Origin of the sequence: Glacieibacterium frigidum (assembly GCF_007097155.1) — a bacterium.
GTDB classification, from domain to species: Bacteria; Pseudomonadota; Alphaproteobacteria; order Sphingomonadales; family Sphingomonadaceae; genus Glacieibacterium; species Glacieibacterium frigidum.
The window spans coordinates 832,442-856,952 of sequence record NZ_VJWA01000001.1; the positions used below are offsets into that span (position 1 = coordinate 832,442).

Sequence of the window (24,511 nt, forward strand, 5' to 3'; positions counted from 1 at the left end):
CCTCCTCAAGCGGCGGCCAGGCCCAGCCCGGCGATGATCTTGTCGAGATGCGCGAGCGCTTCGGGCGTCGGGCCAGGGTAAGGCCCGTCGATCGGCGTGTTCCCAAGATAACCGATCTGCTCCCACCCTTCCGCGGTCGAGAAATAGGCGCGGAGCGTCAGGCGGCGCATCAGGGTGAAGAACGCCGCCGGCTTCTCGTGGCCCGGCTTGATGCGGTCCTTGAAGGCAATGTCGTCGCAGATCGCCGCCCGCTGCGTCATGCTGGACGCGGCGAAGACCTTGCCCGATCGGCGCCGGCTTTCGGCGTCGAGCCAGGCGAGCCCCGCGACGATCGTCTTCCGGTCGCGCTGCTGGTTGGGGTAGGGCGCGCTGACCCATTCATCGACGAACGCCGGCACCCCGAGCTTCGATGCGGCGGGCGCGGTGCCATCGGCGGGCAGGATCATGTCGCACAGCGCCGTCGCCGCCTTGCGCTCGGCGGCGGTCAGCGTCAGCGGCCACGGCACTTTCGGGTCCGACATGTCGGGATCGACGCCGTAGCCCGGTGCGGTGACGGGTTTCAGCGTCACCGTCGGCCATTGCGTGCCCTCGAGGCCAGTGCCCCGCGCCGCCTCGGGCAGGGCCGACAGCGCGGCGGCGAGCCACGCCAGCGTCGTACGGCGATCGACTGCGACGGTCATAGCTCACCTTTGCGCAGGCGCGTCGCGATATGGTCGGCCGACCGCATCGCCAGCGCCATGATGGTCAGCGTCGGGTTCTTGTGCGCCTTCGACGCGAACACCGCGCCGTCGCCGATGTAGAGGTTGTCGACGTCCCAGCAGCGGCCGTACGGGTCGGTTACCGAGGTGCGCCGGTCGGCCCCCATGCGCGCGGTGCCGACCTCGTGGATGATCTCGCCGCCCTTGCGCAGCGCGCGATCGGCGGTTTCGGGCGGCTTGTTCAGCTTGCCGCCCATCGCGGTGACGATGTCCTGCGTCGTCTTGTGGAAATGGTCGACCATCGCGCGCTCCTGGTCGGTCCAGCCGAAATGGAAGCGCAGCGCCGGGATGCCGAAACGGTCCTTCAGCACGGGGTCGATCTCGCAATAGGACTTGGCGTTGGGGATCATCTCGCCGCGGATCGTGAAGCCGATCGTCGAGCCATAGGCGCGCTGTGCCCGCGCGCGCAGGCCCGCGCCGTAACCGTCGAGCCCGCCGAGATCGCCCGGCTCGTTGAAGCCGCCGCCGACCTCGAAATGATAGCCGCGTGCGAAGTTCAGCTTGCCGGCCTTCTGTTCCTTGTACAGCCAGAAGGGGATGTACATGTGCAGTCCCATCGCGCCGTCCTCGTTGTAGCGCGGTCGGCCCTCGAGCGCGGGGAAGGTCGCCGACAGGTCGGCGCCGACGGTGTCCATCAGGTTGCGGCCCAGCTGCCCGCTCGAATTGGCGAGGCCCTCCGACCGCCCCGCAACCTTGGTGTTGAGCAGGATGCGTGCGGTCTCGCCGGTGCTCGCTGCCAGGATGACGACGCGGCCCCGCGCCTCGCGCTGTGCACCGGTCTTGCGGTCGATGAAGCGCACGCCCGCTGCCTTGCCGGCGCGGTCTAGGATGACCTCGTGGACCATCGCGTCCGTGCGCACGGTCAGCTTCTTTGTCGCGCGCGCCTGGGGGATCAATGAGGTGGTGGTCTGGAACGCCGCGCCGATCGCGCAGCCGCGGCCGCATTCGGACGCGTAATAGCACGGGCTGCGCTCGTCGACGGGCCGCGTCAGCACGGCGCGCCGGGCGGGCACGACGGGGATGTTCAGCTTGCCCGCACCGGCCTTCAGGAACAGCTCCCACGCGCGCGGCGTGGGCGGATCGTGAAGCACGCCGTCGCCCGAATTGGGGTGGTTCTCTAGGTTCGGGTTGTTGCCGTAGACGCCGACGATCGTCTCGGTCTTGTCGTACCAGGGCGCCATTTCCTCATAGCTGACCGGCCAGTCGACACCGAGGCCGTCGCGCGTGAACGGCTTGAAGTCGTAGGGGCCCATGCGGAAGCTGTTGCGCGCCCAGTGGTTGGTGCGGCCGCCCAGCATGCGGCTGCGCCACCATTTGAACTCGGTGCCCTCGGCCATCGCGTAGGGCTCGCCCGGAATGTCCCAGCCGCCGTCGACGGTGGCATCGTAATAGCCGAAATCCTTGTCGGGCGTGCCGACCCCGCGCAGCGGCGCGTCGCGGGTGAAGTTGAGCATCGGCGCCTCGGCGGGGTCATAGTCGCGGCCCGCCTCCAGCATCAGGACGCTCGCCCCGGCACGGGTCAGCATCCACGCCGCCATGGCACCGCCGGCACCCGATCCGACGACCACCGCGTCGTAGCTTTCCACAGCCATCCGCTCCCTTTCGCCTTGCTTTGGTTCAGTATGGACACTCTCCAGCGCCGACACAATTAGGCATAATGTGATTGACCCATTTTACAACTTTGGGCAGTTTCTGAGCTGAGATGGGGAGCGGCACGTGACAGCAATCCAGGGTTTGACTGCACTCCGACCCTCGCGGCGTCAGAGGGCAACGGCATGAAGCGTATTCGTCTTTTAGCGCTTGCCGCTCTGTCGCTTGGCAGCGCGGTGCATGCGAAGAACTGGTACGTCTCGCCGCAGGGCGACGACGCCCGTGATGGCGGCACGGCGGCGACTGCCTTCAGGACGCTGCAGAAAGCCGAGGCGGTCGTGAAGCCAGGCGATGTCGTGCTGATCGGCGGCGGCGTCTACGAGGGCGACCCGAAGGCGCGGGGCGAAGGCTCGGCGCTGCTGACGATCCGGGCGTCGGGAAAGCCCGGCGCATGGATCACCTGGAAGGCGAAGGCAGGCGAGACGCCCGAACTGCGCCCGCGGCAATGGTCGGGTATCCAGATCCACGGCTCCTACCATGTCATCGAGGGGCTGACCCTGATCGGCGGCAACGACGAAGTCACGCTGGTCGAGGCGCTGGCGGCTGCCAGGGTTTCGCCCAAGCAGTCGCGGTACAACACCAACGGCATCTTCGTCGAAGGCCGGCCCAATGCGCCCGATGCCAAGCCGCACCACGTCATTATCCGGCGCAACACCGTCGGCAAGATGCCCGGCGCGGGGATCGTCGCGATCGAGGCCGATCACATCACCATCGAGGACAACAAGGTCTTCGAGAACGCCTGGTTCATGGAATATGGCGGCTCGGGCATCTCGCTGCTCAACAACTGGGCGGTCGACGATGCGCCGGGCTATCACGTCGTGATCCAGCGCAATCTCGTCTGGAACAACAAGACGATGGTGCCGTGGGAGAAGATCGGCAAACTGAGCGACGGCAACGGCATCATCCTCGACGTCACCGACCAGACGGTTGCGGGCGGGGCAACCAATCCGAATGCCGACGCGGTGGTCGGAGCCCCCGCGCCGGCAGCCGAGAAGCCGAAGCGCCCGATCTGGAAGGCGCGCTCGCTGATCGCCAACAACGTCAGCGCCTTCAACGGCGGGTCCGGCATCCACACCTTCCGCACCTCGCACGTCGATATCGTCAACAACACGACCTACTGGAACGGCGCGGTGGTCAATTACGAGGAGCTGTTCGCCAACCGCTCGACCGATATCGTCATCCTCAACAACATCATCGTGCCGCGACCCGGCGGGCGCGTGACCTCGAACAACCGCAACACGAATGTCCGCTGGGACTATAATCTCTACCCGAACGCGCAGAGCGTCGTCAGCGGGCCGAACGACATCGTCGCCGATCCGCGCCTTGTTCGCATCGACCGCGACATGCTGCGCGCCGACTTCCGCGTTGCGAAGGGCAGCGCAGCCCGGGATTCCGGGACTGACGAATTGGCGCAGCCGGCCGACCTGCGCGGCGTGCGCCGTCCGATCGGGCGCCGCGATCGGGGCGCCTACGAGCAGTAAACGAGAGGGGCCGGCGGCATCGCTGCCACCGGCCCCCTTTTCACATGCGCTGGAGCCTAGTCGGTCAGCGCGCGGTTCCGCGTCTCGGGCAGGAACAGGATGCCCGCGACCAGCGTGATGATCGCGACCACCACCGGGTACCACAGCCCGTAGTAGATATCGCCCGTGGCGGCGACCATCGCGAAGGCCGTCGTCGGCAGGAAGCCGCCGAACCAGCCGTTGCCGATGTGGTAGGGCAGCGACATCGAGGTGTAGCGGATCCGCGTCGGGAACAGCTCGACGAGCAGCGCCGCGATCGGCCCGTAGACCATCGTCACATAGGTCGCGAGGATGAACAGGATCAGCACGACCAGCGGCTTGTTGATCTGCTCCGGGTCGGCCTTGGCAGGGTAGCCGACCGCGGTCAGCGCCGCCTTGGTATTATCCTGGAACGCCGTGATCGCCGCCTTCTTCGCGTCGCCGGTCAGCGCCTTGGTGTCGACGCCCGGGATCACCGTGTCGCCGATCTTGATGCTGGCGATGGTCCCCGCCGGTGCCTCGACGTTGGTGTACGACACCGACGCCTTGGCGAGGTACGACTTGGCGACGTCGCACGACTGGGCGTCGAACTTGTTCTTGCCGACCGGATCGAACTGGAACGAGCAGTCGTCGCCGTGCGCGATGACCGACACCGGTGCCGTCGCCTGTGCCCGGGCGAGTGCCGGGTTGGCCGCCTCGGTCAGTGCGCCGAACAGCGGGAAGTAGGTCAGCGCCGCAAGCGCACAGCCCGCCATGATGATCGGCTTGCGGCCGATCTTGTCCGACAGCCAGCCGAAGAAAATGAACAGCGGCGTTGCGCAGGCCAGTGCGATGGCGATCAGGATGTTGGTCGTCGCGCCGTCGACCTTCAGCGTTTTTTCGAGGAAGAACAGCGCGTAGAACTGCCCCGTGTACCAGACCACCGCCTGGCCCGCGACAGCGCCGATCAGCGCGATGATGACGATCTTCAGGTTGGGCCACTTGCCGAACGCCTCGGTCAGCGGCGCCTTGGAGGTCTTGCCGGCGTCCTTCATCTCCTTGAACACCGGGCTCTCGGCGAGCTGCATGCGAATCCACATCGAGACGCCGAGCAGGATGATCGAGATCAGGAACGGCACGCGCCAGCCCCAGTCGAGGAAGGCTTCCTCGCCGAGATAGGTGCGGACGCCGATGACGACGAGCAGCGCCGCGAACAGGCCGAGCGTCGCGGTTGTCTGGATGAAGCTGGTGAATAGCCCGCGCTTACCTTCGGGCGCGTGCTCGGCGACGTAGGTCGCCGCGCCGCCATACTCGCCGCCGAGCGCGAGGCCCTGCAGCAGGCGCAGCACGACGAGGCAGATCGGCGCCGCGACGCCGATGCTGGCATAGTTCGGCAGCAGGCCGACGATGAAGGTCGACAGGCCCATGATGCCCATCGTCACGAGGAATGTGTTCTTGCGCCCGACGAGATCGCCGATGCGCCCGAAGAACAGCGCGCCGAACGGGCGCACGGCGAAGCCCGCAGCGAACGCTGCGAGCGCGAAGATGAAGCCCGTCGTCTCGTTGACGCCCGAGAAGAACTGCGCCGAGATGACGGTGGCGAGCAGGCCGTACAGATAAAAGTCGTACCACTCGAAGATCGTGCCCAGCGACGATGCGCCGATGACCATCGCGTGGCTTTGTTTGGCTTGGGGTACCGCGGCCCCCGCCGGTGCACTTGTCGCCATGTCCCTCTCCCCGTTTGGTGCAGCCACGACGCAGGCGCGCGCCAAGGCAGCGTTCGTTCGGGGCGGACACTAGAAGGCGCGGACGGCCGCGCCAGAGCGACTTTAGTCTTACGCGGGCACCACTACGACCAAAGCCCAATAGCGGCGCGCGCGCCGCCCGCGCTAATCCCGCCGCAATAACAAGGCTTCACAAAGGGGGAGGTTGGCATGGCCATCAACAGAATCGCGGCTGCGTTGCTGGCGACGAGCGCACTCGCTGCGCCGGCGTTCGCGCAGGCTCCCGCCCCCGCACCGCTCGAAAAGCGCGTCGAGCGCCTCGAGGCGCTGCTGCAGGGCGTCATCGACCGCCTCGACCGCCAGCAAGGCGCGACGCTGACCCCGGCCGAGGGCCAGGCGGTGCGCGAGGCGCAGGGCGTGCTCGCCGATCGCGGCGCGACCACCGGCGCCACCCCCGTCGCTGCCGACCAGCGCGCCGCAGCCAGCGCGAGCGGCCTCGCATCGCGACTCGACGCGATCGAGAAGGGCCAGGGCCTCGGCTTCCGCGTCGGTGCCAGCACGATCAAGATCGGCGGCTATTTCAAGTTCGACGCCAACGTCTCGAAATACAGCGGCGGTGACCCGACCCCGACCAACAGCGCGATCCGCTTCTACAACTCGCCCGCCGGCATCCCGGTCGGCGGGGCGAAGGAAGGCTATCAGCTCGCCTACAACGCCCGCGAGACGCGCTTCAGCATCAACACCGAAACCCCGATCGGCGACGAGAAGCTGACCGGCACGCTCGAGCTCGACTTCTTGGACACCCCGACACTCGGCAACGAGCGCGTCACCAGCTCCTACGTGCCGCGCATCCGTCAGGGCTTCATCACCTACGGCAAATGGACCTTCGGCCAGACCTGGTCGACCTTCCAGAACGTTGCCGTGCTGCCCGAGCGCACCGACTTCATCGGCCCGACCGAGGGTGTCGTTTTCGTCCGCCAGCCGATCGTGCGCTATACCAACGGCGGCTTCCAGATCGCCCTCGAACAGCCCGAGACGACGGTCCAGCAGGGCGCGACGAGCCTTGAGGCCGACGACGACAAGGCGCCCGATCTCGTCCTGCGCTACAATTTTAAGGGCGACTGGGGCACTGCGGCGGTGGCGGGCATCGGTCGTTACCTGCGCTACGACGCGAGCACCGCGGGCGGCGTCGACGACGAGGCGGTCGGCTACGGCGTCAGCGTCTCTGGCGTCATCAAGGTCGGGCCGAAGGATAACTTCAACTTCATGATCACCGGCGGCGAGGGCATCGGGCGCTACGTCGCCTTGAACGTCCGCGACGACGCGGTGGTCGATGTCCGCGGCCGGCTCGACACCGTCGGACTGATCGCCGGCTTCGCGTCGTTCCGCCACTTCTGGACCGACAAGTGGCGCTCGGTGCTGACCGGCGGCTATTACAAGGCGTACAACCCGTCGGCCGCCGGGCTGCTGGTGACCGACAATGTCGGCAGCGCGAGCTTCGAGACCTTCTATTCGCCCGCCAAGCCGCTGACCTTCGGCCTCGGCTATCGCTATGCGCGCCGCGAGCTCGAGAACGGCCTTTCCGGCAACCTGAATCGCGTGCAATTCTCGGCGCAGTATAATTTCTAAGTCCCCCGGGGAGCGAGCATGACCGATCTATATCCCGTGCCGCCGGCGTGGGCGGCGCGTGCGCGTGTCGATGCCGCGAAGTACGACGCGATGTACGCCGCAGCGCGCGACGACGGCGAGGCGTTCTGGGCCGAGCAGGCGCGCGCGCGGCTCGACTGGACGACGCCCTTCACCCGCGTCCGCGATGTCTCCTTCGACAAGCAGGATTTCCGCATCGAATGGTTCGGCGACGGCGCGCTCAACGTCTCCGCCAACTGCCTCGACCGCCATCTCGCGGCGCGCGGCAACGAGGTTGCGATCCTGTGGGAGGGCGACAACCCCAACGAGCAGCGCCGCATCACCTATCGCCAGCTGCACGAGATGGTGTGCCGCATGGCGAACGTGCTGCGCTCCTACGGCGTCGTGAAGGGCGACCGCGTCACCATCTATTTGCCGATGATCCCCGAGGCCGCGGTCGCGATGCTGGCGTGCGCGCGCATCGGTGCGATCCATTCGGTGGTGTTCGGCGGCTTCTCGCCCGACGCAATCGCCGGCCGCATCCAAGACTGCGATTCGAAGCTGGTGATCACCGCCGACGAGGGGATGCGCGCCGGCAAGGCGGTGCCGCTCAAGGCCAATGTCGACGAGGCATTGAAGCACTGCACGTCGGTCGAGACCGTACTGGTCATCGCGCGCACCGGCACCGCCGTACCGATGCAGGCGGGCCGCGACGTCGCCTATGCCGATGCCGCGACGAGCGCCTCGATCAGCTGCGCGTCTGTGCCGATGAGTGCCGAGGACCCGCTGTTCATCCTATACACCAGCGGCTCGACCGGCAAGCCCAAGGGCGTGCTGCACACCGGCGGCGGCTACCTGCTGTGGGCGGCGATGACCCATGAGCTGGTCTTCGACTATCGGCAGGGCGAGGTGTTCTGGTGCACCGCCGACGTCGGCTGGGTGACCGGGCACAGCTACGTCGTCTACGGCCCGCTGGCGAACGGTGCGACGGTGCTGATGTTCGAGGGCGTTCCCAACTGGCCGACGACGAGCCGGATGTGGGAGATCGTCGACCGCCACCAGGTCACCACCCTGTTCACCGCGCCGACCGCGTTGCGCGCCTTGATGCGCGAGGGCGACGGACCCGTGACGCGGACGTCGCGCAAGTCTTTGAAGCTGCTCGGGACAGTCGGCGAGCCCATCAACCCCGAGGCGTGGCGCTGGTACCATGACGTGGTGGGGGAGGGCCGCTGCCCGATCGTCGATACCTGGTGGCAGACTGAGACCGGCGGTGCGATGATCACCCCGCTGCCGGGTGCGCACGCGCTCAAGCCCGGCTCGGCGACGCGGCCGTTCTTCGGCGTCGCGCCCGAGATCGTCGATGCCGAAGGCGTCGTCCAGCACGGTGCGGCCGAGGGCAACCTCGTCATCGCCGATTCGTGGCCGGGGCAGATGCGCACCGTCTACGGCGACCATGCACGCTTCTTCGAGACCTATTTCACCACCTATCCGGGCAAGTATTTCACCGGCGACGGCGCGCGCCGCGATGCCGACGGCGATTATTGGATCACGGGCCGCGTCGACGACGTGATCAACGTCAGCGGCCACCGCATGGGCACCGCCGAGATCGAGAGCGCGCTGGTGCTCCACCACAAGGTCGCCGAGGCCGCCGTCGTCGGCATGCCGCACGACCTGAAGGGGCAGGGCATCTATGCCTATGTGACCCTGAACGCCGGGGTCGAGGCGACGCCCGAGCTGCGCGCCGAGCTGGTCAAATGGGTGCGCCACGAGATCGGGCCGATCGCGACCCCCGACGTCATCCAGTTCGCCCCCGGCCTGCCCAAGACGCGATCGGGCAAGATCATGCGCCGCATCCTGCGCAAGATCGCCGAGAACCAGGTCGACGCGCTGGGCGACACCTCGACGCTCGCCGATCCGGGGGTCGTCGACGATCTCGTCGCCAACCGCGTCCATGCGGCCACTTAACAGTCCCCCTGCCGCGGCCTAGGGTCGGCACGGGGAGAACGCTGAGTGGCCGACGAAGTCGTGCTCGTGGTCGATGACCATCCGCTGTTCCGCAGCGCGATGCGGGTGGCGACGCTGCGCGCCGCGCCGGGGGCGACGGTGATCGAGGCGGGCAGCATCGCCGCCGCGGTCGACCGGCTGCGCGGGACACCCCGCCTCGACCTGATCCTGCTCGACCTGCGCATGCCCGACGCCGTCGGCTTCTCGGGCGTCGCCACCGTCCACGCCGAGCGCCCCGACGTGCCCATCGTCGTAGTCTCCGCCGCCGACCCGAGCGAGGCCGCCGGTGCCCGCCGCTACGGCGCCGCGGGCTTCCTCGGCAAGGACGCCTCGCTCCCCGAGATCGAGGCGACGGTGCGCGCTGCACTCGGCGGCACCCGCGTCGTGCTGGAGCCGAGCAACGACGACGAGACCGACGCCATGGCCGCCTCGATCGCCTGCCTGACGCCGGCACAGCTGAAGGTGCTGATCGCCATGCTCGGCGGCCGCCTCAACAAGCAGATCGCCCACGACATCGGCATATCGGAAGCGACGGTGAAGGCGCACGTAACGGTGATCTTCCGCAAGCTTGGTGTGCAAAACCGCACGCAGGCGGTGATCGCGGCGCGGGCTTTGGGGCTGGAGGCGGTCGAGCAGGCGGCGTGACGAATGTGCGCTTCGGGTTGAAAGCGGACCATGATCGGTCGACAGGAAACCGCCGCCTCCAAGACAATCGAACCCGCTTTCCGCTACTTTGCCTCGGCGATGGTCGCTTGACGCGCTATGAGCTGCCAACCGACGCTGCGTTTCGTCCAGACATCGGTGAAGGGGCGCGTTACCTGCTTGCCGGCACCAGGACCCTTTAACGGGATCATCGTGTCGTAGCCCATGACTATAGTCACCTCCGGCTTTTCGCCAACAAAGGTGATGTGTTTCTGGAAGTCTCGATAGTCGAGAAAGTCTTGCTCCATGACGGCGATCACATCATCGCGGCGGAGCACCTCGTTATTGGGCGAATTGACCACGAAGTCTTCTGCCCAAACGGTTCTCACACCAGCTGCATCGCGAGCCATCATAGCCTTGCCAAGTCTCCCGTAAGCAGCCCCGATCTCGGGTGGCATCCTAACGCCTGGCGCAAGCTGCGCGAGTGTCGGTGCGGAGGCGAAAAGCGCGCCTACTATGAGCATCTTCCTTAGCACGAACCTTCGCCTCCGAAGTCAACAAGCGTCGTTAAGTTGCGCCGGATAGCTGCAGCTGGCAACGTCCGGTTTGGGGCGAGAGCGCACTCAGTACACGCCCTCATACAGTGGCACGAACTGTAGGTTTCGCAGCTTCGGTTTGAGCCGGTCGAGCCGGTGCTTCAGCGCCGCGCTGACGAAACAGCCGCGGGCCAGCCCTGCTCCGGGATCGCCGTGGCGGAAGATGTGCAGGTCGCCGTCGAGGTCACCCCGGAAGCGCGCCGATGGAACCGCTTGGACCCGGGCCGGGAGCCGCTCGCGGTCGTGCATCTCGGGGCCATAATACTCGACGACCGAGTTGGCGTAGTCGACGGCTGGCACCACGCGGACGATATCGACCAGGTGATGGTCGCGGTCGAAGACTTGGACGTCCGGCCCTCGCATCTCGATTGGGCGGTGCGCGACCGCGCCGGGGTCGGCGTCGAGGAGCATGTCGAGGAAGCGGCTGCTCAGCACCAGCAGTCCGGGCCCGCGCGCCTGCCAATGGTCGGGCGGGCCAAGCTTGCGCGGGCTCGGCTTGAAGCGATACTCGACGAGCGGCGGCACGCGGTCGAGGCCGTGGCCGAAGCCGACGACCGGCTGGCCCGGGCCGGGATCGTTCTTCCAGGCATTCAGCGTATCGGTGGGATGCTGGTTGTTCTCCGCCAGCTGCCAGTAGCGCGCATCGAACTGCGGGAACTCGTGCGGCGCCTTGCGCAGCCGGATTGCCTCGATCGTGTCGGGCCGCCACGGCGCGACGGGCGGCACGACCCTGACGATCTCGCCCTCGCCGATGTCGGCCGGAATGAGGGGCGCGGCGCTTGGCGGCAGAAGTCCGTCGCCCGGGGTCTGGATGATGCGGACCGATTTCACTCGCCTACTCCGCCGCCAGCGCCACCGGACCGCTCAGCACGCGGCGCAGGTGGGCGGGGTCGCCGGGCTTGCGGATGACCGTCGCGCCGAGGGCCGAGGCGGCCGCGGCGACGGCGGGGGAGGGGTCGGCGGTGACGAGCGCGAGGCGCATGTCGGGGTGATCGGCGCGCAGGACCCGAAGCAGGTCGAGGCCGTTCCGGCCGTCGCCGAGGTGATAGTCGACGAACGCCGCATCGAAAATGCCCGCGCGCGCTGCTACGGCCGCCTCGTCGTGGCTGCGCGCGGTCGTCGTCGCGCATTGCCAGCTAGTCAGCAGCGCAGCGACGCCCGCCAGGATCGCCGCGTCGTCGTCGACGCACAGCACCCGCGTTCCGCCGACCGGCAGGCGCGGGTCGGCGGGTGGGGGTACCGCCGCCAGCGCGGGGGCTAGCGCCACCGGCACCTCGACCGCGAACATCGAGCCGCGCCCAACGACCGAGCGCATGTCGAGCCTCGCGCCGAGCAGCCGCGCGATCCGGTCGACGATCGCGAGGCCCAGCCCGACGCCGGCCTCGTCGCCGCTGCTCGGCGCGAGGCGGTGGAATTCCTCGAACACCGCGGCGTGCTGCGCGGCGGAAATGCCGATGCCGGTGTCCCAGACCTCGATGCGCAGCCGGTCGCCGCGCCGCCGGCAGCCGATAAGCACGCTGCCCGACGCGGTGTAGCGCAGCGCATTGCCGAGGAAGTTCTGCAGGATCGAGCGCAGCAGGGTGCGGTCGGTGAACGCCGTGCCCTCCCGTCCGCCGACGCGCAGGCGCAGCCCCTTGTCGGCGGCCTGCGCGGCGAACTCGCTCGCCAGCTCGTCGATCAGCGCGGCGACCGCGAACACCTCGGGCACCGGCTTGACCCCGCCCGCATCAAGCTTCGAGATGTCGAGCAGCGCGCGCAGCAGCCGGTCGGCCGCGTTGATCGACCGGTCGATGTTCGCCACCAGCGGCTGCGCCGCCGCATCTACTCCGCCGTCGAGCGCCGCGCAGAACAGCCGCGCGGCGTGCAGCGGCTGGAGCAGGTCGTGGCTCGCCGCCGCGAGGAAGCGCGTCTTGTCGCGCGTCGCGTCCTCGGCGACCTGGCGGGCGTCGCGCAGCTCGCGGGTCCGCGCCTCGACCCGCGCCTCCAGCTGTTCGTTGGCGACCTCGAGCGCGCGCTTCGCCTGTTTCTCGGCGGTCACGTCGGTGAAGCACATGACATAGCCGCCGCCGGGCATCGGGCCGCCGACGGTCTTGAGCACCTTGCCGTCGGCGCGGTCGCGTTCGAAGCTGTGCGCGCGGCCTTTTCGCATATGGTCGAGGCGGCGCTCGACGTGCGCCTCGACCTCGCCGGGGCCGCACTCGCCGCGCTCGGCATTGTAGCGGATCAGCCCGGCGACCGGCGCGCCGACATAGACGAGGCCGGGCGGGTAGCCGAACAGGTCGAGGTAACGGCTGTTCCAGGCGACGAGGTTCAGGTCGCGGTCGACGACGCTGACCCCGGGGTCGATATTCTCGAGCGTCGCCGCCAGCAGCCCCTTCGAGAAGCGCAGGCTCTGCCCGGACTCGTCGAGCATGCGCGCGACATCGGCGAACTTCAGCGTCGTGCCCGACAGCGCCGACGCCATGATCGCGCGCGCCGAGGGGGCGCCGATGACCGAGGCGATCAGGCGCTCGGCGGTCTGCGCGCTGCGCCGGTCGACGGGGGCGGACGGCTGGACGGCGGCGGCCCCGAAGGCGTCGCGGACGACGCCGGCACCGACGAAACGCTCGACCATCGCCAGCAGCCCGCCGATGTCGCGCACCTCGGCGATGCGGGGCCCTCGCCACAGGTCGAGCGGCAGGGCGGGGGCACGCACCCGCCGCGCCGCGACCAACGCGAACGCCGCGAGATTGCCGCCGACGCTCCACAGCACGCCATGGGTCAGCGGGCTAAACCCCGTCACGCCGAACAGCGCCAGCGGGTCGGCGAGCGTGCCCGCCAGCGGCACGAGCATCGCGGGTGCGGCGATCGTCGGCCACAGCAAGGTGTAGAGCCACAGCACGAGCCCCGCGGTCAGCCCGGCCTTGGCGGCGGCCGCATCGCCGCCGGGGCGCTGCACCGCGAGCAGCAGGGCAGGGGCGAACTGCGCCATCGCCGCGAACGCCACCAGCCCGATCGACGCGAGGCGCTGGCTGGCGGGGATCAGCAGCGCATAGGCGAGCGCCGCACCCATCACGATGACGATCGCCGCGCGCCGCACCCACAGCAGCGCGGCGCCGAAATCCGCGCCCGCCGACAGGCGGCGGTGGCGCAGCAGCAGCGGCGCGATCAGGTCGTTCGACACCATCGTCGACAGCGCAATCGTCTCGACCACGACCATCCCCGTCGCTGCCGAGAAGCCGCCGATGAACACCACCATGGCGAGCAGGCTGGCGCCGTTCTCGAGCGGCAGGTCGAGCATGAACAGGTCGGGCACGCTGTCGGCGGGCAGCACGGTCAGCCCGGTCAACGTGATCGGCAGCACGACGATGGTGGTGATCAGCAGGTACCCGATGAAGGCGAAGCGCGACCGCGACACGTCGCTGGGCGCGCGCGCCTCGATGACACCGACGTAGAATTGGCGCGGCAGGCAGACGATCGCGGTCATCGCGAGCAGGGTGATGACGACGAAGTCGCCGTCGAGCTGGCCCAGATCGAAATTGTCGCGCAGCCGTGCCAGCCCCGCGACCTGCGCCGCCGGGGGTGCCGCGCCGTACAGCCAGATCGCGAAGCCGCAGACCGCGAGCAGCGCCGCAAGCTTAACCAGGGACTCGACCGCGACGGCGTAGAGGATCGCCTCGTTGCGCCCCGATGCCTCGAAACGTCGCGTGCCGAACAGCATCGCAAACAGCGCGAGCGCGATGGCCGTCAGCGTCATCGGCATCAGCGTGCCGCCGGTGCCGACGATCTCGGCATAGCTGGTGCCGACCGAACGCAGCTGGAGCGCAAGATAGGGGATGGTGCCGAACAGCGCGAGGGCGGTGACCAGCGCCGCGACCCCGCGCGACTTGCCGAAGCGCGACCCGATGAAGTCCGAGATCGACGTGGCGCCCTCCGCCTGCACCGCGGCGATCAGGCGGCGCAGGAAGCCAGGGGCGCAGAGATAGACGAGGATCGGGCCGAGGTAGATCGGCAGGTAGCTCCAGCCGTCGGCGGCGGCACTGCCGACCGCGCCGTAGAAGGTCCAGCTGGTGCAATAGACTGCGAGCGCCAGCGTATAGGCGGGCAGGCGGAAGCGCGGCTCGGCACCCAGATGACGGCGACGGTCGACCCATGCGGCGACCGCGAACAGTCCGGCCGCATAGGACAGCGCGACGACGAAGGGCAGCAGATCGTTCACGTCGCCGGCAGGTTAGCCCGGCGCAAGGTTTCGGCCTAGGCCCGCTGGCTGCTGTCCGGAACGGCGAGCGCGGCGAAGGGGTCGGCGGCGTCGAGGAAGCTCTCGACCAGCCGCGCCGCGTCGTCTGTGAAGCCGTCGAGGAAGCCGTGACCCCAGCCGGGCACCTCGAGGATGCGGCCATTGCGGATCAGCGGTGCGGCGCGGCGCGTCTCGACCTGCAGGTCGTCGTTCGGGTTGAGCACGAGCACCGGCTGCGCCACCTCGGGCAGGCGCATGTCGGGGGCGAAGGCGAAGGCCGCGCGGTGCCCCCACCAGCCGTCGGCGCGACCGAGCAGGCGTTCGGGGAACATGTCGGCGACATCGTCGAGGCTCAGCCCGCGGCCGAGGTTGTGGTGCACGAAGCTGTTCCAGCGCTCGACGAGGTGGCTGCCGTCGCGCCGCGGCGGGGTAGGGCCGTAGTGCGCGCGCATCGCCTCGCGCTCGGCCTCGGTGAAGATCGGTGTCGCGACGATGACCAGGCGGCGCACCCGATCGGGCCAGCCGGCGGCGAGGTCGGCGGCGATCATCGAGCCGGTGTGATAGCCCATCAGGTCGACCGGCCCGGCGATGCCGAGCGCGTCGATCGCGGCCAGCATCGCGCGGCTGTAGTCGGCGATCTCCGGCGGTCCGGGCGGCGCGTCCGACATGCCGAAACCCGGCGTATCGATGGCGATCGCGCGCCTGCCGGCACCCATGCGCGTGACGAACCGCTCGTAGATCCGGCTGCTCATCGGGCTCATGTGGAAGCAGATCAGCGGCGGGCGCGGGTCGCTATGCTCGCCCGCCATACGCAGGTGGATCTGGCCGAACGGGCCGTCGACATACAGGCGCCGCGCCATGGCTAAGCTTCCTAACGAACTGTTGCGCTGGCGCGACAATGCCGGGCTCACTGTCCCGAGTCCAAGAATTTGTCTGGACAAATTCTCGCCGTAGTGCTGCCCTCATACGCCTGATCGTTACACCTATGGGGGCGTGCGCCATGACGAAGTTTACCCGGGTCGGACTGCTGTGCGCGGTGTCGCTACTGCCGGCGATGGCGCTCGCGCAGGAGGTTGCGGCGACGCCGCCGGACAACAGCGCCGGCCTCGCCGCCGCGACCGACGCTGGCGTGCTGGAGGACATCGTCGTCACCGCGCGCAAGACGTCGGAGAAGCTGCAGGACGTCCCCGTCGCGATCACCGCGTTCAGCGCTGCCGAGATCAAGTCGGCGCGCATCGAGCGCCTGTCCGACGTCGCCAAGCTGACCCCGGGCCTGGTCTTCACGCCGCTGTTCGGGCGTCAGAACCAGCTGCCGATCATCCGCGGCGCGGCGCAGAGCCTGGGCGCGCTCAACGTCGGCGTGTTCATCGACGGCATCTATCTGTCGGGCAAGGGCGGCGTCGATACCGAGCTCAACGACCTCGAGCGCGTCGAGGTGGTCAAGGGCCCGCAGTCGGCGCTGTACGGCCGCAACACCTTCTCGGGCGCGATCAACTACGTCACTAAGCGCCCGGCCGACGAGTTCGGCGGTACTGCGGAGGCCACCGTCGGCACCGACGACCTGTACAAGGTGCAGGCCAGCCTGACCGGGCCGATCAGCGACAAGATCCGCTTCCGCGTCGGCGGCTTCTACCGCTCGTTCGACGGCTGGTACACGAGCGCCATCGATGGCGGGAAGGTCGATTTCGAGGAGAGCTACGGCGCAATCGCGACGGTCGAGTTCCAGCCGGTCGAGCAGTTCACCGCGACCTTCCGCGCCAGCTATTCGAAACAGGACGACGGCCAGCCGCCGTCCAACGTCGTGCGCACCAACGCCTTTTCGGGCACGCCGTCGGGCGGCTCGGCGACGCAGCCGCGCAACCTGCTGTACGTCGGCGAGCTGCCCTCGATCGCCAAGAACGGCGTCACGGTGAACACCCGCCCAGTGACCGGCCTGCCCGGTGGCAGCTACGGCGACCGCGAGAAGACCGTGCGCGCCAGCGCGACCTTCGAATACGACTTCGGCAACGTGCTGCTGACCTCGATCACTTCGTTCAGCCGCCGCGACGCTGAGTACACCTATGACGGCGACAACACCGTCTGCGACCGCACCGGCGGCTGCCCCAACTTCGGCTTTCCGTTCGCGCCGGCGATCGCGCAGGGCAAGAGCGACTTCGCGCTGTCGTCGAACGACGGCTACCTGCGCGACCTGAGCCAAGAACTGCGCCTCGCCTCGACGGGCAACGAAAGCTTCGACTGGCTGGTCGGCATCTTCCGCTACGACAACCGCACCACCGGCATCGACCGCGGCATCACGATTCCCAGTGCGCTGGCGATCACCGACTACACCGCCGCCGCGGCCGCCTACCGCTACCCGCGCTCGACCTTCGTGACCAAGAGCACCGCGGTGTTCGCCTCCACGACGTGGCACGCGACCGAGCGCTTCTCGGTGATCGGCGAGCTGCGCTACGAGTATGAGTCGCAGAAGTTCGAGCAGTTCCCGACGCGCACCGGCACCACCGGCTCGACCGCGGTGTTCGACCTCGAGCAGCATTTCGACTTCGTCACGCCGCGCCTGATCCTCAACTACAAGCCGAGCGAGGACGCGCTGGTCTATGCGAGCTATGCGCGCGGCGCGAAGACCGGCGGCTTCAACGGCGGGCTCAACATCTTCGCCAACCAGCGCACCTATGAGCCCGAGTATGCGAACAACTACGAGATCGGCCTAAAGAGCGACCTGCTCGACCAGAAGCTGCGCCTCAACATCGCGGCGTTCTACATCGACTGGAAGGACCAGCAGGCGGCGTGCCAGAACCCCGCCGCGCTGTTCCCGGGCGCCAGCTCGACCAACCGCACCTATCAGTGCAACGTCGCCGCCTCGACGATCTACGGCACCGAGGTCGAGGTCGCGGCGCGGTTCAGCGACTGGTTCTCGCTATCGGGGAACTACGCGTACACCCACGCCCGCTACGACCGGTTCGTCGACGACTCGCTGGCGTTGACGCTGGTCGCGCTCGGCCAGCCGGCAATCAACTTCGACGGCAAGCACCTGCCCTATGTCCCCGACCACAAGCTGGTCGTCACGCCGCGCTTCAACATTGACATGGGCGAGTTCGCGGTCGAGGCGCGCGCCGACCTGCAATACCAGTCGCGGACCTTCGTGCGTGCCGACAATCTGCAGAACTTCGGCGACAAGACCAACGTCGACCTGCGCCTGACGGTCACCCGCGACGCGCTGAGCCTGCAGCTGTGGGGGAACAACGTGTTCGACAGCAAGCGGCCGGTGGCTGCGGTGCGGTTCTTCGATTCCGTGAACTACTCGGTCGCGGCGCCGCTGGTGACGGGGGCGAACCGTCGGCAGATCGGTGCGACCTTGGGCTACCGCTTCTGACCTACCCCCCTCCCTGGAGAAGGGAGGGCAGGGTCAGCGCGCGGCGATGTAAGCCTTCATCTGGTCGCGGAAGCGCGCCGCCTGCTCGTCGCTCACCGCCAGCCGGTCGAGCGCGGCGAAGGCGTCCGCACCGTGGCGGCGGCTGGCGAACAGCGCGGCGGCCTGTTCGGGAACGAAGGGATCGCCGCCGATCTGCGCGGCGAGGCAGCTGAGGTCGGTGACGATGCGGGTCAGCGTCGCGGGCGCGATGCGTTGGCCCTCGACCAGAGCCGGGCTGACCAGCGGCTTCGGATATTCGGCCTCGAACTTCGCCAGCATCGCGTCGGCGGCAGCGGCGTCGACCAGCCCCTCGCAGCGGAAGGTCGGGGCATATGCCAGCGGCGCCGTGGTGGTGGCAGGCTGGGGGCTCGTCTCGTCGGTCGCGGTCATGCGATCTCCCTGCAGGCGAAAGGTCCGCGCCGGACCGGGCGCGCCGATATTGCTGAAGCCGGGCATGGTGACCACGACCTTGCCGTCCTGCGCCTTCAGGGCCGCGCGCGAGCTGCACGTTCCGAAGGGCGGAGTGGCAACCCCGCGCCCGGCTTTCACGGTCACCACGACATAGCGCATCGGGCACGCCGATCCGCCGCTGGGTGCCTCGATCAGATAGACTTGGCCCGTCGGTATGTCGGCCTGCGCGCCGACCCTGAAGCGCGCCGCCTCCTCGGCCTGCGCCGCTGTCAGCACGACCTGCCCCCCAACCAGCACGACCGGCGCGCCGTCGCGCACCGCAATCGTCGGGCGAACGACCGCGGGCGGCGCAGCCCCGGCCGCACCGCCCGCCGCGTCGCATCCCGCGACGCTCACTGCCGTCAATGCAAGAAACGCAACCCTAGCGAACAAGCGTCGAAACCGATGCCGGGCGCACGCTGCCGCTGTCGTTCATGAAGCGGGTCACGTCGATCCGCGCGTTGGTATAGTCGGTCAGCCAGGCGTGATAGGCCTGTGCCCGGTCGCCGCCCGACCGCGCCAGATAATCGGCACGCTGGCTGGCGGGGACGTTGCCGGCCCACTTCGAATCGACCGACACGATGTCGCCGCGGAAGAACGACCGCGCGCCGCCCAGCCCCTCGTGATGCGCGATGTACGCCACCTTCGCGGTCATCGCGGCGTCCAGGTTGCGCGGCACGACGCCGCTCGCCTGCAGGCTGGCGATATTGCTCGTTGCGTAGCTGACGCCCGCGACGATCGACAGGCGGGCATCGGTGCGCAGCGCCAGCAGCGCGCTGTCCGAGGTGTTCGCCGGGTCGATGCCGCGCGACTTCAGCTCGGCATTGAGCAGCGAGCTTCCGCTCCGCGCCTCGCCGAGCCAGGTGCCCGAGACGAACTGCGTCAGCCCGGTCGCGCCCGAATCGGCGTTGTAGCTGTCGGCACGCCACTGGCCGTTGCGATCGGCGGCGGCCTCGGCCGAGATCACCGCCGCCACCGTCTGCGGCGGCAGCCCCGACACCGTCGCGGCGTGCAGAATGTCGGCGCGATAGGTCTCGTTGACCCCCAGCGTCAGATTGGCCGCGGTCATTTCGCCGCTGCCGCCGGTGCGGGGCGGCGTGACGGGGGCGACCTGCGCGCCCGCATCGGGCTTGATGTAGACGCCGATCAGCACCCGGCCGCGTCCCTCCAGCCCGGCCTCAGCCGGACCAGTGCGCGCGCGCGCCGAGGCATAGTCGCTGGCGAAGCCGCTGTTGGTGCGGATCTCGATATGCCCATACTGCGCGTTGCGGTCGGTCGCGCCGGGTGCCGCGCCATAGACGAGCACCGCCCCGACGGGGGCGTCGTACGGCGAGCGAATATTGTGGCGCGGGTCGTTCAGCACGTTCTGGAAACCGCGCGCCTCGAGCGCCGGGCCGGCCCCCTTGGCGGCGACGCCGGGCATATAGTCGCGCGTCGCGCCGCTGTGCTGCAGCGCTTCCTTGACCCAGGCGTAGCAGCGCCCGATCGACGGATGGCCCGCCGCCTGCTGCTCGGCATAGCGTGCCGCCTCTACCGACGCGCGGCCGGGGGTGATGACGCCATCGGCCGGCGGTGCGCTGGGAGTGACCGCGGTCGTCTCGGGCACGCGTGTCGGCGCACGCGGCGCGGCGTCGGCACCCGCCGGCAGGCGCAGTACCGTACCGATCGACAGGCGGTCGGGGTCGGAAATACCGTTCAGCCGCGCCAGCGTCGGCCACTCGGTGCCGTGCCGCGACGCGATCCCCGACAGCGTATCGCCCGCGACGACGGTGTAGCTCGACGGCGACGCGGCCCCCAGGCGCACGACGTCGCCGGGCCGGATCAGGTCGGCGTGCTTCGCTAGCCCGGGGTTGTTCGCGAGCAGGGTCTCCAGCGACTGGCCGTTCCGCGCCGCGATCCCCGACAGCGTGTCGCCCGAGCGCACGGTGTAGGTCGACGGGGCAGGGCGGTACTGGTCGAGGCCGCCGGGGCTCGCGACGAGCCGGTCGACGGGGGAGGGCGAGCTGACCAACCGGTCGATCGACGACGGCGGCACCTCGATGCCGAACGTGCGCGCCACCGAACGCAACAGGCTCTCTCCCAGCGAACCGGCCGACGCCGCACGGTCGCCCGTGCCAGCGCCTGTCCCCGGATTGCCCGTCGTGGTCGTGCGCGATTCCTGAATTGCAGTCATGTCAGCTGCTCCTCAACTCGTTACACGACAACGATAAGCGCGACGCTTCTTTCCCGTAATAGTCGGAACGATTAGCCCAGCGGGCGCAGCCCCGCGGCGGTCAGCGACATCTTGCGCAGGTCGAACCCGAAGGTCGCGCGCGCGCCCTGTGCAGTGGCGGCGGCAACCTTCTCGCGCAGCGCCGGCGTCGCCTTGGCAGCGGTCGCGGACTGCGCGACGAGCATCGCCTGGACGAACATCACGTCGCTCAGCTCTTGCTTCGCCGCCGGGCTGGACGCGGCGATCGTCGGGCCGATCGAGCGCGCCAGCTGGTTGCGGACCCCGTTGATCTGGGCGCGCGACGGCGTGTCGTCGCGGCCGCGCGTCGCGAACCACGCGGTCGTCAGATAGGTCGTCGTCGCGTCGAGCGCGTCGTTGGTGCGCAGCCCCATCGGCGCCAGGTCCCGCTCGATCCCGGCGATCGGGTCGCGCGCGGCGAACATCTTCTGCAGTTCGTCGGCCGCTTTCGGATCGACGGCCCGCGTCTTGGCGACAATCGTCGCGAAGACGCGCTTGCGGACCGCCGGCGACGGGGTGAAGCGCGTGTCGGGCCGTGCCGCGGGCGACTTGGCGAGCGGATCGGGCTTGCCCTGCCGCTGCGCCCGCGCCCTCTCCGACTGGGTATTCGCATCCATCGACAGCGTGTTGGTCAGCGCACCCATGTCGAACACGCCCTGCGCCGACGCGGCGACGGGAAGGGCGAGCAGCAGGCCCGCGATCAGCCGGTTGAGTATCATTCTGCGCATTCCCCGTTCAAACTTCATCGCGGCCGGAAACCGGCACTGGTCAATCGCAGCGCGCGAAGGTCGGTCCCGGATCGCGCCTTGAACATCGCCGCGATGCTGTCGCTGTACGCCTTGGTCCTGCCCTCGCGGGTGGCGCTCTGCCAGCCGGCGTGGATCGTCACGCTGAGCAGCTTCATTTCCTCGCCGAGCGCGGTTCGCATCGCGGGCTGCAACAGGCGCGGGTCGGCCGACAGACGCGCGGTCAGCTGGTTGCGCAACGCCGCGACCGTAGCGTTGCCGATGTCGGTCGCGTCGCGGTTGGCGATCTGCCAGCTGAACAGGGTGTAGGCGGTGAAGACATCGCCCAGGTCGTCCGGCTGCAAGCCGCTGCCGCTCAACAAGGTCCGCATGATCAAAGTCGTGTCGTGCTTCGCGAGCTGAACGGCGAGCGTCTTCGCCGCTGCCGGGTTCGACTTGCCGAGTCTGGCGACAAAGGCGCCCTGCGCGGCCTTTGCAGATGCAGCAGTCGACCGGAAGCCCAGCCGGGGCGCCGTCACGCGCGACACTGTGGGTGACGGCGGCCTGGGGCGCACCTGAGGAGCACGCTCACCACTCGACATCATTTCGGAGCGGGTGTTGTCGTACAGCATGCTCATCGCGGAATCGGAGAGCTGGGCAGCCGCCGCCGCTGGCATCGTCCCTAGCAGCACGGCAGCTGCAATGTGTCTGGCATCCACGATCATCTCGCCTCCCCCATCCGTCCCCCGCCGCGCGACGGCGGCAGCGCCCGGCCGCCCAGCGCGCGCCATGTCGCGACGTCCAGCCGGTGCACAATCGCCGAACGCCCGAACACCGTTTCGGGTGCCGGATTGCCGAAGCCGAGCCGGGCCAGCGCGGCGGCGGCGGCGCGGTTGTCGGGGTGGTGTGCGCTGACCAGTTCGCGGCGCCCGAGGCCCTCGAACGCATGGTCGATCAGCGCTGCGCCGGCCTCGACCGACAGCCCGCCCGGCCACGCCGCGCGCGCCAGCCGCCCGCCGAACTCGAGCAAATCGTCGTCGCCGTCGTTGAAGGGGGTCAGCGTGTACAGCCCCAGGAAGCGCCCGTCGCCCTGCCGCCGCGCCGCCCACGGCCCGATGCCGCGCGCGTGCAGCTTTGCCGCCCAGTCGAGATAGATGCTGACCTTCCACGGCTCGTCGGGGATGCCGTCGATCAGCTGCGCGACGACCCGCGGATCGCGGTGCAGCGCGATGATGTCCCCGGCGTCGTGCACCCCGACCGGGGTCAGGACCGTGCGGCGGGACAGGATCACCTCCGCACGAACCCTCGCTCGGTCAGCCGCATGGCGCGGAGGTCGTTGCCGGTGAAGCGCTGGAACATGCGCGCCACGCCGTCGGCGTAGGGACGAAGATTTCCCTCCTTCCGGGCCGACTGCCAGCCGGCATGCAGTGTGACGAAGAGTAGCTTAATCTCTTCCGCCAGTTCGGCGCGGGTGCGTGGATCGCTGAAGCGGCGGTCGTTCGCGAGGCCGGCTGCGACCTGCGCACGCACGGCTGCCGCGTCGGCCCGGCTGGGATCGGGCGCGCCGTTGGCGATAAGCCAGCCTAGCAATGTATAGGCGGCCAGTGCGTCCACGGCGTCGTCCGTACGGTAACCGAACGGTGCGACGATACCTGCATAGACGCGGCTGTAGTCGTGCTGGGCGAGCTGGGCGGCGATTGCCTTTCCCGCTGCCGGGTCGCTCTTGGTCGTCCGCTGGATGAACGCGTCCGCCGCAGCCCGGCGCAGCGCGCTCGTCGAGCGATAGGGGAACGCCGTCGCGGCCATGCCCGGTGCTGCCGGTCGCGCCAGGTAATTGCCACCGGTGCGGGTGTCCGGAACAGACGGCCTGCCATAGGCCCGCCCGGAACTCGCTCCCGGCGCCACCGCTCCACGCATCAAGACCTGGAGATTGCTCGTTACGTTAACGGCGTTGTAGTCGATGTATTGCGCCCATGACGCCGACGGCGCGGCGAACATGGCTAAAATCATTCCGATTCGGACTACACTCATCGCCGCACGAATCCTGCGTCGGTCAGGCGCACGCGGCGGAGGTCGTCGCCGCCCTGCTGGGCGAACATACGCGCGACCCCGTCGCTGTATTGGGCGAGATTGCCTTCGCGGCGCGCCGACTGCCACCCTGCGTGCAGCGTGACGAACAGCAGTTTGAGCTCCTCGCCCAGCTTAGCGCGTCCGGTCGGTGAGCTCAGCCTCGTGTCGGCGGCGAGGCGGGGAGCGATCTGGTTGCGCAGCGCGCGCACCGCGGCCGGCGAAGGGTCGGCGTCCCCACTGCCGATCAGATAGCCGAGCGCCGTATAGGCAGTCAGGATGTCGGCGGTATCGTTGTCGCGCAGGCCGAAGGGGGCGACGACGCCGCGATATACCTTGCCGAAATTCACGCGCTGAAACTGCACCGCCAGGGTCCGGGCCGCCTCGGGATTCTTCGCGCGCAGTCGCGTGAGCATTTCAGACTGCGCCTGCTGTTGCAGCGCCGCCGTCGGCGTATAGGTCAGGCGCACCGCCTGTCCGTTCGCGACCGGCCGCGCACGGCTGAAAGCGATGCTCAGCGGATTGCTTGCATAGCTGGTGGTAGCGGCCGCCGGAGCGCGCCGCGAACTGCCACGTACTCCGGCAGCATTGTCGTAGCGCTCGCGGAGCATATCCGCCTGCACCTGCGCGCCCAAGTAATCGACGCTGTCCTGAGCGATCGCGGGCGCCGCGATAGCGAACACGGCTGCGATCAATACTGCACGCTTCACGGTCATCGTCGCCCCCGCACGAACCCGCGCTCGGTCAAGCGCATCGCCCGCAGGTCGTTGCCGGTGAACTGCTGGAACATCCGCGCCACGCCATCGATGTTTTGCGCCGCAGCAGGCGCGGCGGTCGATAGCAGACCGATGATCAGCGCCCTGCGATACATTCCCCACCTGCCCGTAAGCTCGAACCAACTGACCAACGTGCCGCGAAATCAGCAGCTTCTAACCG

General features: G+C 68.8%; 20 protein-coding genes. 5 read left to right on the forward strand and 15 right to left on the reverse strand.

Annotated elements, in window-relative coordinates; genetic code table 11:
• Nucleotides 1-5: 5 nt before the first annotated feature.
• Both FMM06_RS03970 and FMM06_RS03975 read right to left on the reverse strand, forming a co-directional pair.
• Nucleotides 6-680, reverse strand: a complete 675-nt coding sequence (locus FMM06_RS03970; protein WP_143554885.1) for a gluconate 2-dehydrogenase subunit 3 family protein — start codon at nt 678-680, stop codon at nt 6-8.
• Nucleotides 677-2,350 (reverse strand): GMC family oxidoreductase, encoded by a 1,674-nt coding sequence (locus FMM06_RS03975; protein ID WP_143554886.1) that lies wholly within the window; start codon nt 2,348-2,350, stop codon nt 677-679. Before FMM06_RS03975 ends, FMM06_RS03970 begins: the two co-directional genes overlap by 4 nt.
• A gap of 183 nt (nt 2,351-2,533) precedes the next feature.
• Here FMM06_RS03975 and FMM06_RS03980 point away from each other — a divergent pair, with 183 nt between their 5' ends.
• On the forward strand, nt 2,534-3,889 hold the full coding sequence (locus tag FMM06_RS03980) for a choice-of-anchor Q domain-containing protein (RefSeq protein WP_143554887.1): 1,356 nt from the start codon (nt 2,534-2,536) through the stop codon (nt 3,887-3,889).
• 56 nt (nt 3,890-3,945) lie between these two features.
• Here FMM06_RS03980 and FMM06_RS03985 read toward each other — a convergent pair whose 3' ends face one another.
• Nucleotides 3,946-5,613: an MFS transporter gene (locus FMM06_RS03985; protein ID WP_143554888.1), complete on the reverse strand. Its 1,668-nt coding sequence runs from the start codon at nt 5,611-5,613 to the stop codon at nt 3,946-3,948.
• Between the two features lie 207 nt (nt 5,614-5,820).
• Between FMM06_RS03985 and FMM06_RS03990 the strand changes: the two genes are divergently transcribed.
• The 3 genes from FMM06_RS03990 to FMM06_RS04000 are packed head-to-tail and all read left to right on the forward strand — an operon-like array spanning nt 5,821 to nt 9,885.
• Complete coding sequence (locus tag FMM06_RS03990) at nt 5,821-7,239, forward strand: DcaP family trimeric outer membrane transporter (RefSeq protein ID WP_143554889.1); 1,419 nt, start codon at nt 5,821-5,823, stop codon at nt 7,237-7,239.
• Between the two features lie 18 nt (nt 7,240-7,257).
• Nucleotides 7,258-9,201: an acetate--CoA ligase gene (gene acs, locus FMM06_RS03995; protein WP_143554890.1), complete on the forward strand. Its 1,944-nt coding sequence runs from the start codon at nt 7,258-7,260 to the stop codon at nt 9,199-9,201.
• Nucleotides 9,202-9,246: 45 nt separating this feature from the next.
• A complete protein-coding gene (locus FMM06_RS04000; RefSeq protein ID WP_268900663.1) occupies nt 9,247-9,885 on the forward strand; it encodes a response regulator transcription factor in 639 nt (212 codons plus the stop codon).
• A gap of 83 nt (nt 9,886-9,968) precedes the next feature.
• Here FMM06_RS04000 and FMM06_RS04005 read toward each other — a convergent pair whose 3' ends face one another.
• The 4 genes from FMM06_RS04005 to FMM06_RS04020 form a co-directional block, all read right to left on the reverse strand.
• Nucleotides 9,969-10,340, reverse strand: coding sequence for a nuclear transport factor 2 family protein (locus tag FMM06_RS04005; RefSeq protein ID WP_185965024.1), 372 nt, complete (start codon nt 10,338-10,340; stop codon nt 9,969-9,971).
• Nucleotides 10,341-10,505: 165 nt separating this feature from the next.
• Nucleotides 10,506-11,309: an imm11 family protein gene (locus tag FMM06_RS04010; protein ID WP_143554892.1), complete on the reverse strand. Its 804-nt coding sequence runs from the start codon at nt 11,307-11,309 to the stop codon at nt 10,506-10,508.
• A 4-nt stretch (nt 11,310-11,313) separates the two neighbouring features.
• Nucleotides 11,314-14,676: a PAS-domain containing protein gene (locus tag FMM06_RS04015; RefSeq protein ID WP_143554893.1), complete on the reverse strand. Its 3,363-nt coding sequence runs from the start codon at nt 14,674-14,676 to the stop codon at nt 11,314-11,316.
• 35 nt (nt 14,677-14,711) lie between these two features.
• A complete protein-coding gene (locus tag FMM06_RS04020; RefSeq protein WP_143554894.1) occupies nt 14,712-15,554 on the reverse strand; it encodes an alpha/beta fold hydrolase in 843 nt (280 codons plus the stop codon).
• Nucleotides 15,555-15,694: 140 nt separating this feature from the next.
• Here FMM06_RS04020 and FMM06_RS04025 point away from each other — a divergent pair, with 140 nt between their 5' ends.
• A complete protein-coding gene (locus FMM06_RS04025) occupies nt 15,695-18,064 on the forward strand; it encodes a TonB-dependent receptor (protein WP_185965025.1) in 2,370 nt (789 codons plus the stop codon).
• A 33-nt stretch (nt 18,065-18,097) separates the two neighbouring features.
• Here FMM06_RS04025 and FMM06_RS04030 read toward each other — a convergent pair whose 3' ends face one another.
• From FMM06_RS04030 to FMM06_RS16680, 8 genes are all read right to left on the reverse strand, one after another.
• Entirely contained in the window at nt 18,098-18,910 is an 813-nt protein-coding gene (locus FMM06_RS04030) for a hypothetical protein (RefSeq protein ID WP_143554896.1), read from the reverse strand.
• Between the two features lie 25 nt (nt 18,911-18,935).
• Nucleotides 18,936-20,726 carry a LysM peptidoglycan-binding domain-containing protein gene (locus tag FMM06_RS04035; protein ID WP_143554897.1) on the reverse strand — a complete coding sequence of 597 codons (1,791 nt, stop codon included), beginning with the start codon at nt 20,724-20,726 and terminating at the stop codon, nt 18,936-18,938.
• Between the two features lie 71 nt (nt 20,727-20,797).
• On the reverse strand, nt 20,798-21,502 hold the full coding sequence (locus FMM06_RS04040) for a DUF6683 family protein (protein WP_143554898.1): 705 nt from the start codon (nt 21,500-21,502) through the stop codon (nt 20,798-20,800).
• Between the two features lie 23 nt (nt 21,503-21,525).
• Nucleotides 21,526-22,047, reverse strand: coding sequence for a hypothetical protein (locus FMM06_RS04045; protein ID WP_143554899.1), 522 nt, complete (start codon nt 22,045-22,047; stop codon nt 21,526-21,528).
• A 182-nt stretch (nt 22,048-22,229) separates the two neighbouring features.
• Entirely contained in the window at nt 22,230-22,799 is a 570-nt protein-coding gene (locus FMM06_RS04050; protein ID WP_185965026.1) for a GNAT family N-acetyltransferase, read from the reverse strand.
• The gene (locus FMM06_RS16675; protein WP_185965027.1) at nt 22,796-23,506 is read right to left on the reverse strand and encodes a hypothetical protein; all 711 of its coding nucleotides are present in this window, start codon (nt 23,504-23,506) and stop codon (nt 22,796-22,798) included. Before FMM06_RS16675 ends, FMM06_RS04050 begins: the two co-directional genes overlap by 4 nt.
• A 29-nt stretch (nt 23,507-23,535) precedes the next feature.
• Nucleotides 23,536-24,291 (reverse strand): hypothetical protein, encoded by a 756-nt coding sequence (locus FMM06_RS04055; protein ID WP_143554901.1) that lies wholly within the window; start codon nt 24,289-24,291, stop codon nt 23,536-23,538.
• Nucleotides 24,288-24,446: a hypothetical protein gene (locus FMM06_RS16680; protein WP_185965028.1), complete on the reverse strand. Its 159-nt coding sequence runs from the start codon at nt 24,444-24,446 to the stop codon at nt 24,288-24,290. Before FMM06_RS16680 ends, FMM06_RS04055 begins: the two co-directional genes overlap by 4 nt.
• Between the last annotated feature and the right edge of the window lie 65 nt (nt 24,447-24,511).

Excerpts from the sequence above, each read along its gene's own strand:
- FMM06_RS04055 (WP_143554901.1), bottom strand. The coding sequence starts at position 24,291 with ATGACCGTGAAGCGTGCAGTATTGATCGCAGCCGTGTTCGCTATCGCG.
- FMM06_RS03970 (WP_143554885.1), bottom strand. The coding sequence starts at position 680 with ATGACCGTCGCAGTCGATCGCCGTACGACGCTGGCGTGGCTCGCCGCC.
- FMM06_RS16675 (WP_185965027.1), bottom strand. The coding sequence starts at position 23,506 with ATGTTCGCCGCGCCGTCGGCGTCATGGGCGCAATACATCGACTACAAC.
- FMM06_RS04035 (WP_143554897.1), bottom strand. The coding sequence starts at position 20,726 with ATGACTGCAATTCAGGAATCGCGCACGACCACGACGGGCAATCCGGGG.
- FMM06_RS03990 (WP_143554889.1), top strand. The coding sequence starts at position 5,821 with ATGGCCATCAACAGAATCGCGGCTGCGTTGCTGGCGACGAGCGCACTC.
- FMM06_RS04040 (WP_143554898.1), bottom strand. The coding sequence starts at position 21,502 with ATGATACTCAACCGGCTGATCGCGGGCCTGCTGCTCGCCCTTCCCGTC.
- FMM06_RS04005 (WP_185965024.1), bottom strand. The coding sequence starts at position 10,340 with ATGCCACCCGAGATCGGGGCTGCTTACGGGAGACTTGGCAAGGCTATG.
- acs (WP_143554890.1), top strand. The coding sequence starts at position 7,258 with ATGACCGATCTATATCCCGTGCCGCCGGCGTGGGCGGCGCGTGCGCGT.
- FMM06_RS16680 (WP_185965028.1), bottom strand. The coding sequence starts at position 24,446 with ATGTATCGCAGGGCGCTGATCATCGGTCTGCTATCGACCGCCGCGCCT.
- FMM06_RS04025 (WP_185965025.1), top strand. The coding sequence starts at position 15,695 with ATGACGAAGTTTACCCGGGTCGGACTGCTGTGCGCGGTGTCGCTACTG.
- FMM06_RS04020 (WP_143554894.1), bottom strand. The coding sequence starts at position 15,554 with ATGGCGCGGCGCCTGTATGTCGACGGCCCGTTCGGCCAGATCCACCTG.
- FMM06_RS03985 (WP_143554888.1), bottom strand. The coding sequence starts at position 5,613 with ATGGCGACAAGTGCACCGGCGGGGGCCGCGGTACCCCAAGCCAAACAA.
- FMM06_RS03975 (WP_143554886.1), bottom strand. The coding sequence starts at position 2,350 with ATGGCTGTGGAAAGCTACGACGCGGTGGTCGTCGGATCGGGTGCCGGC.
- FMM06_RS03980 (WP_143554887.1), top strand. The coding sequence starts at position 2,534 with ATGAAGCGTATTCGTCTTTTAGCGCTTGCCGCTCTGTCGCTTGGCAGC.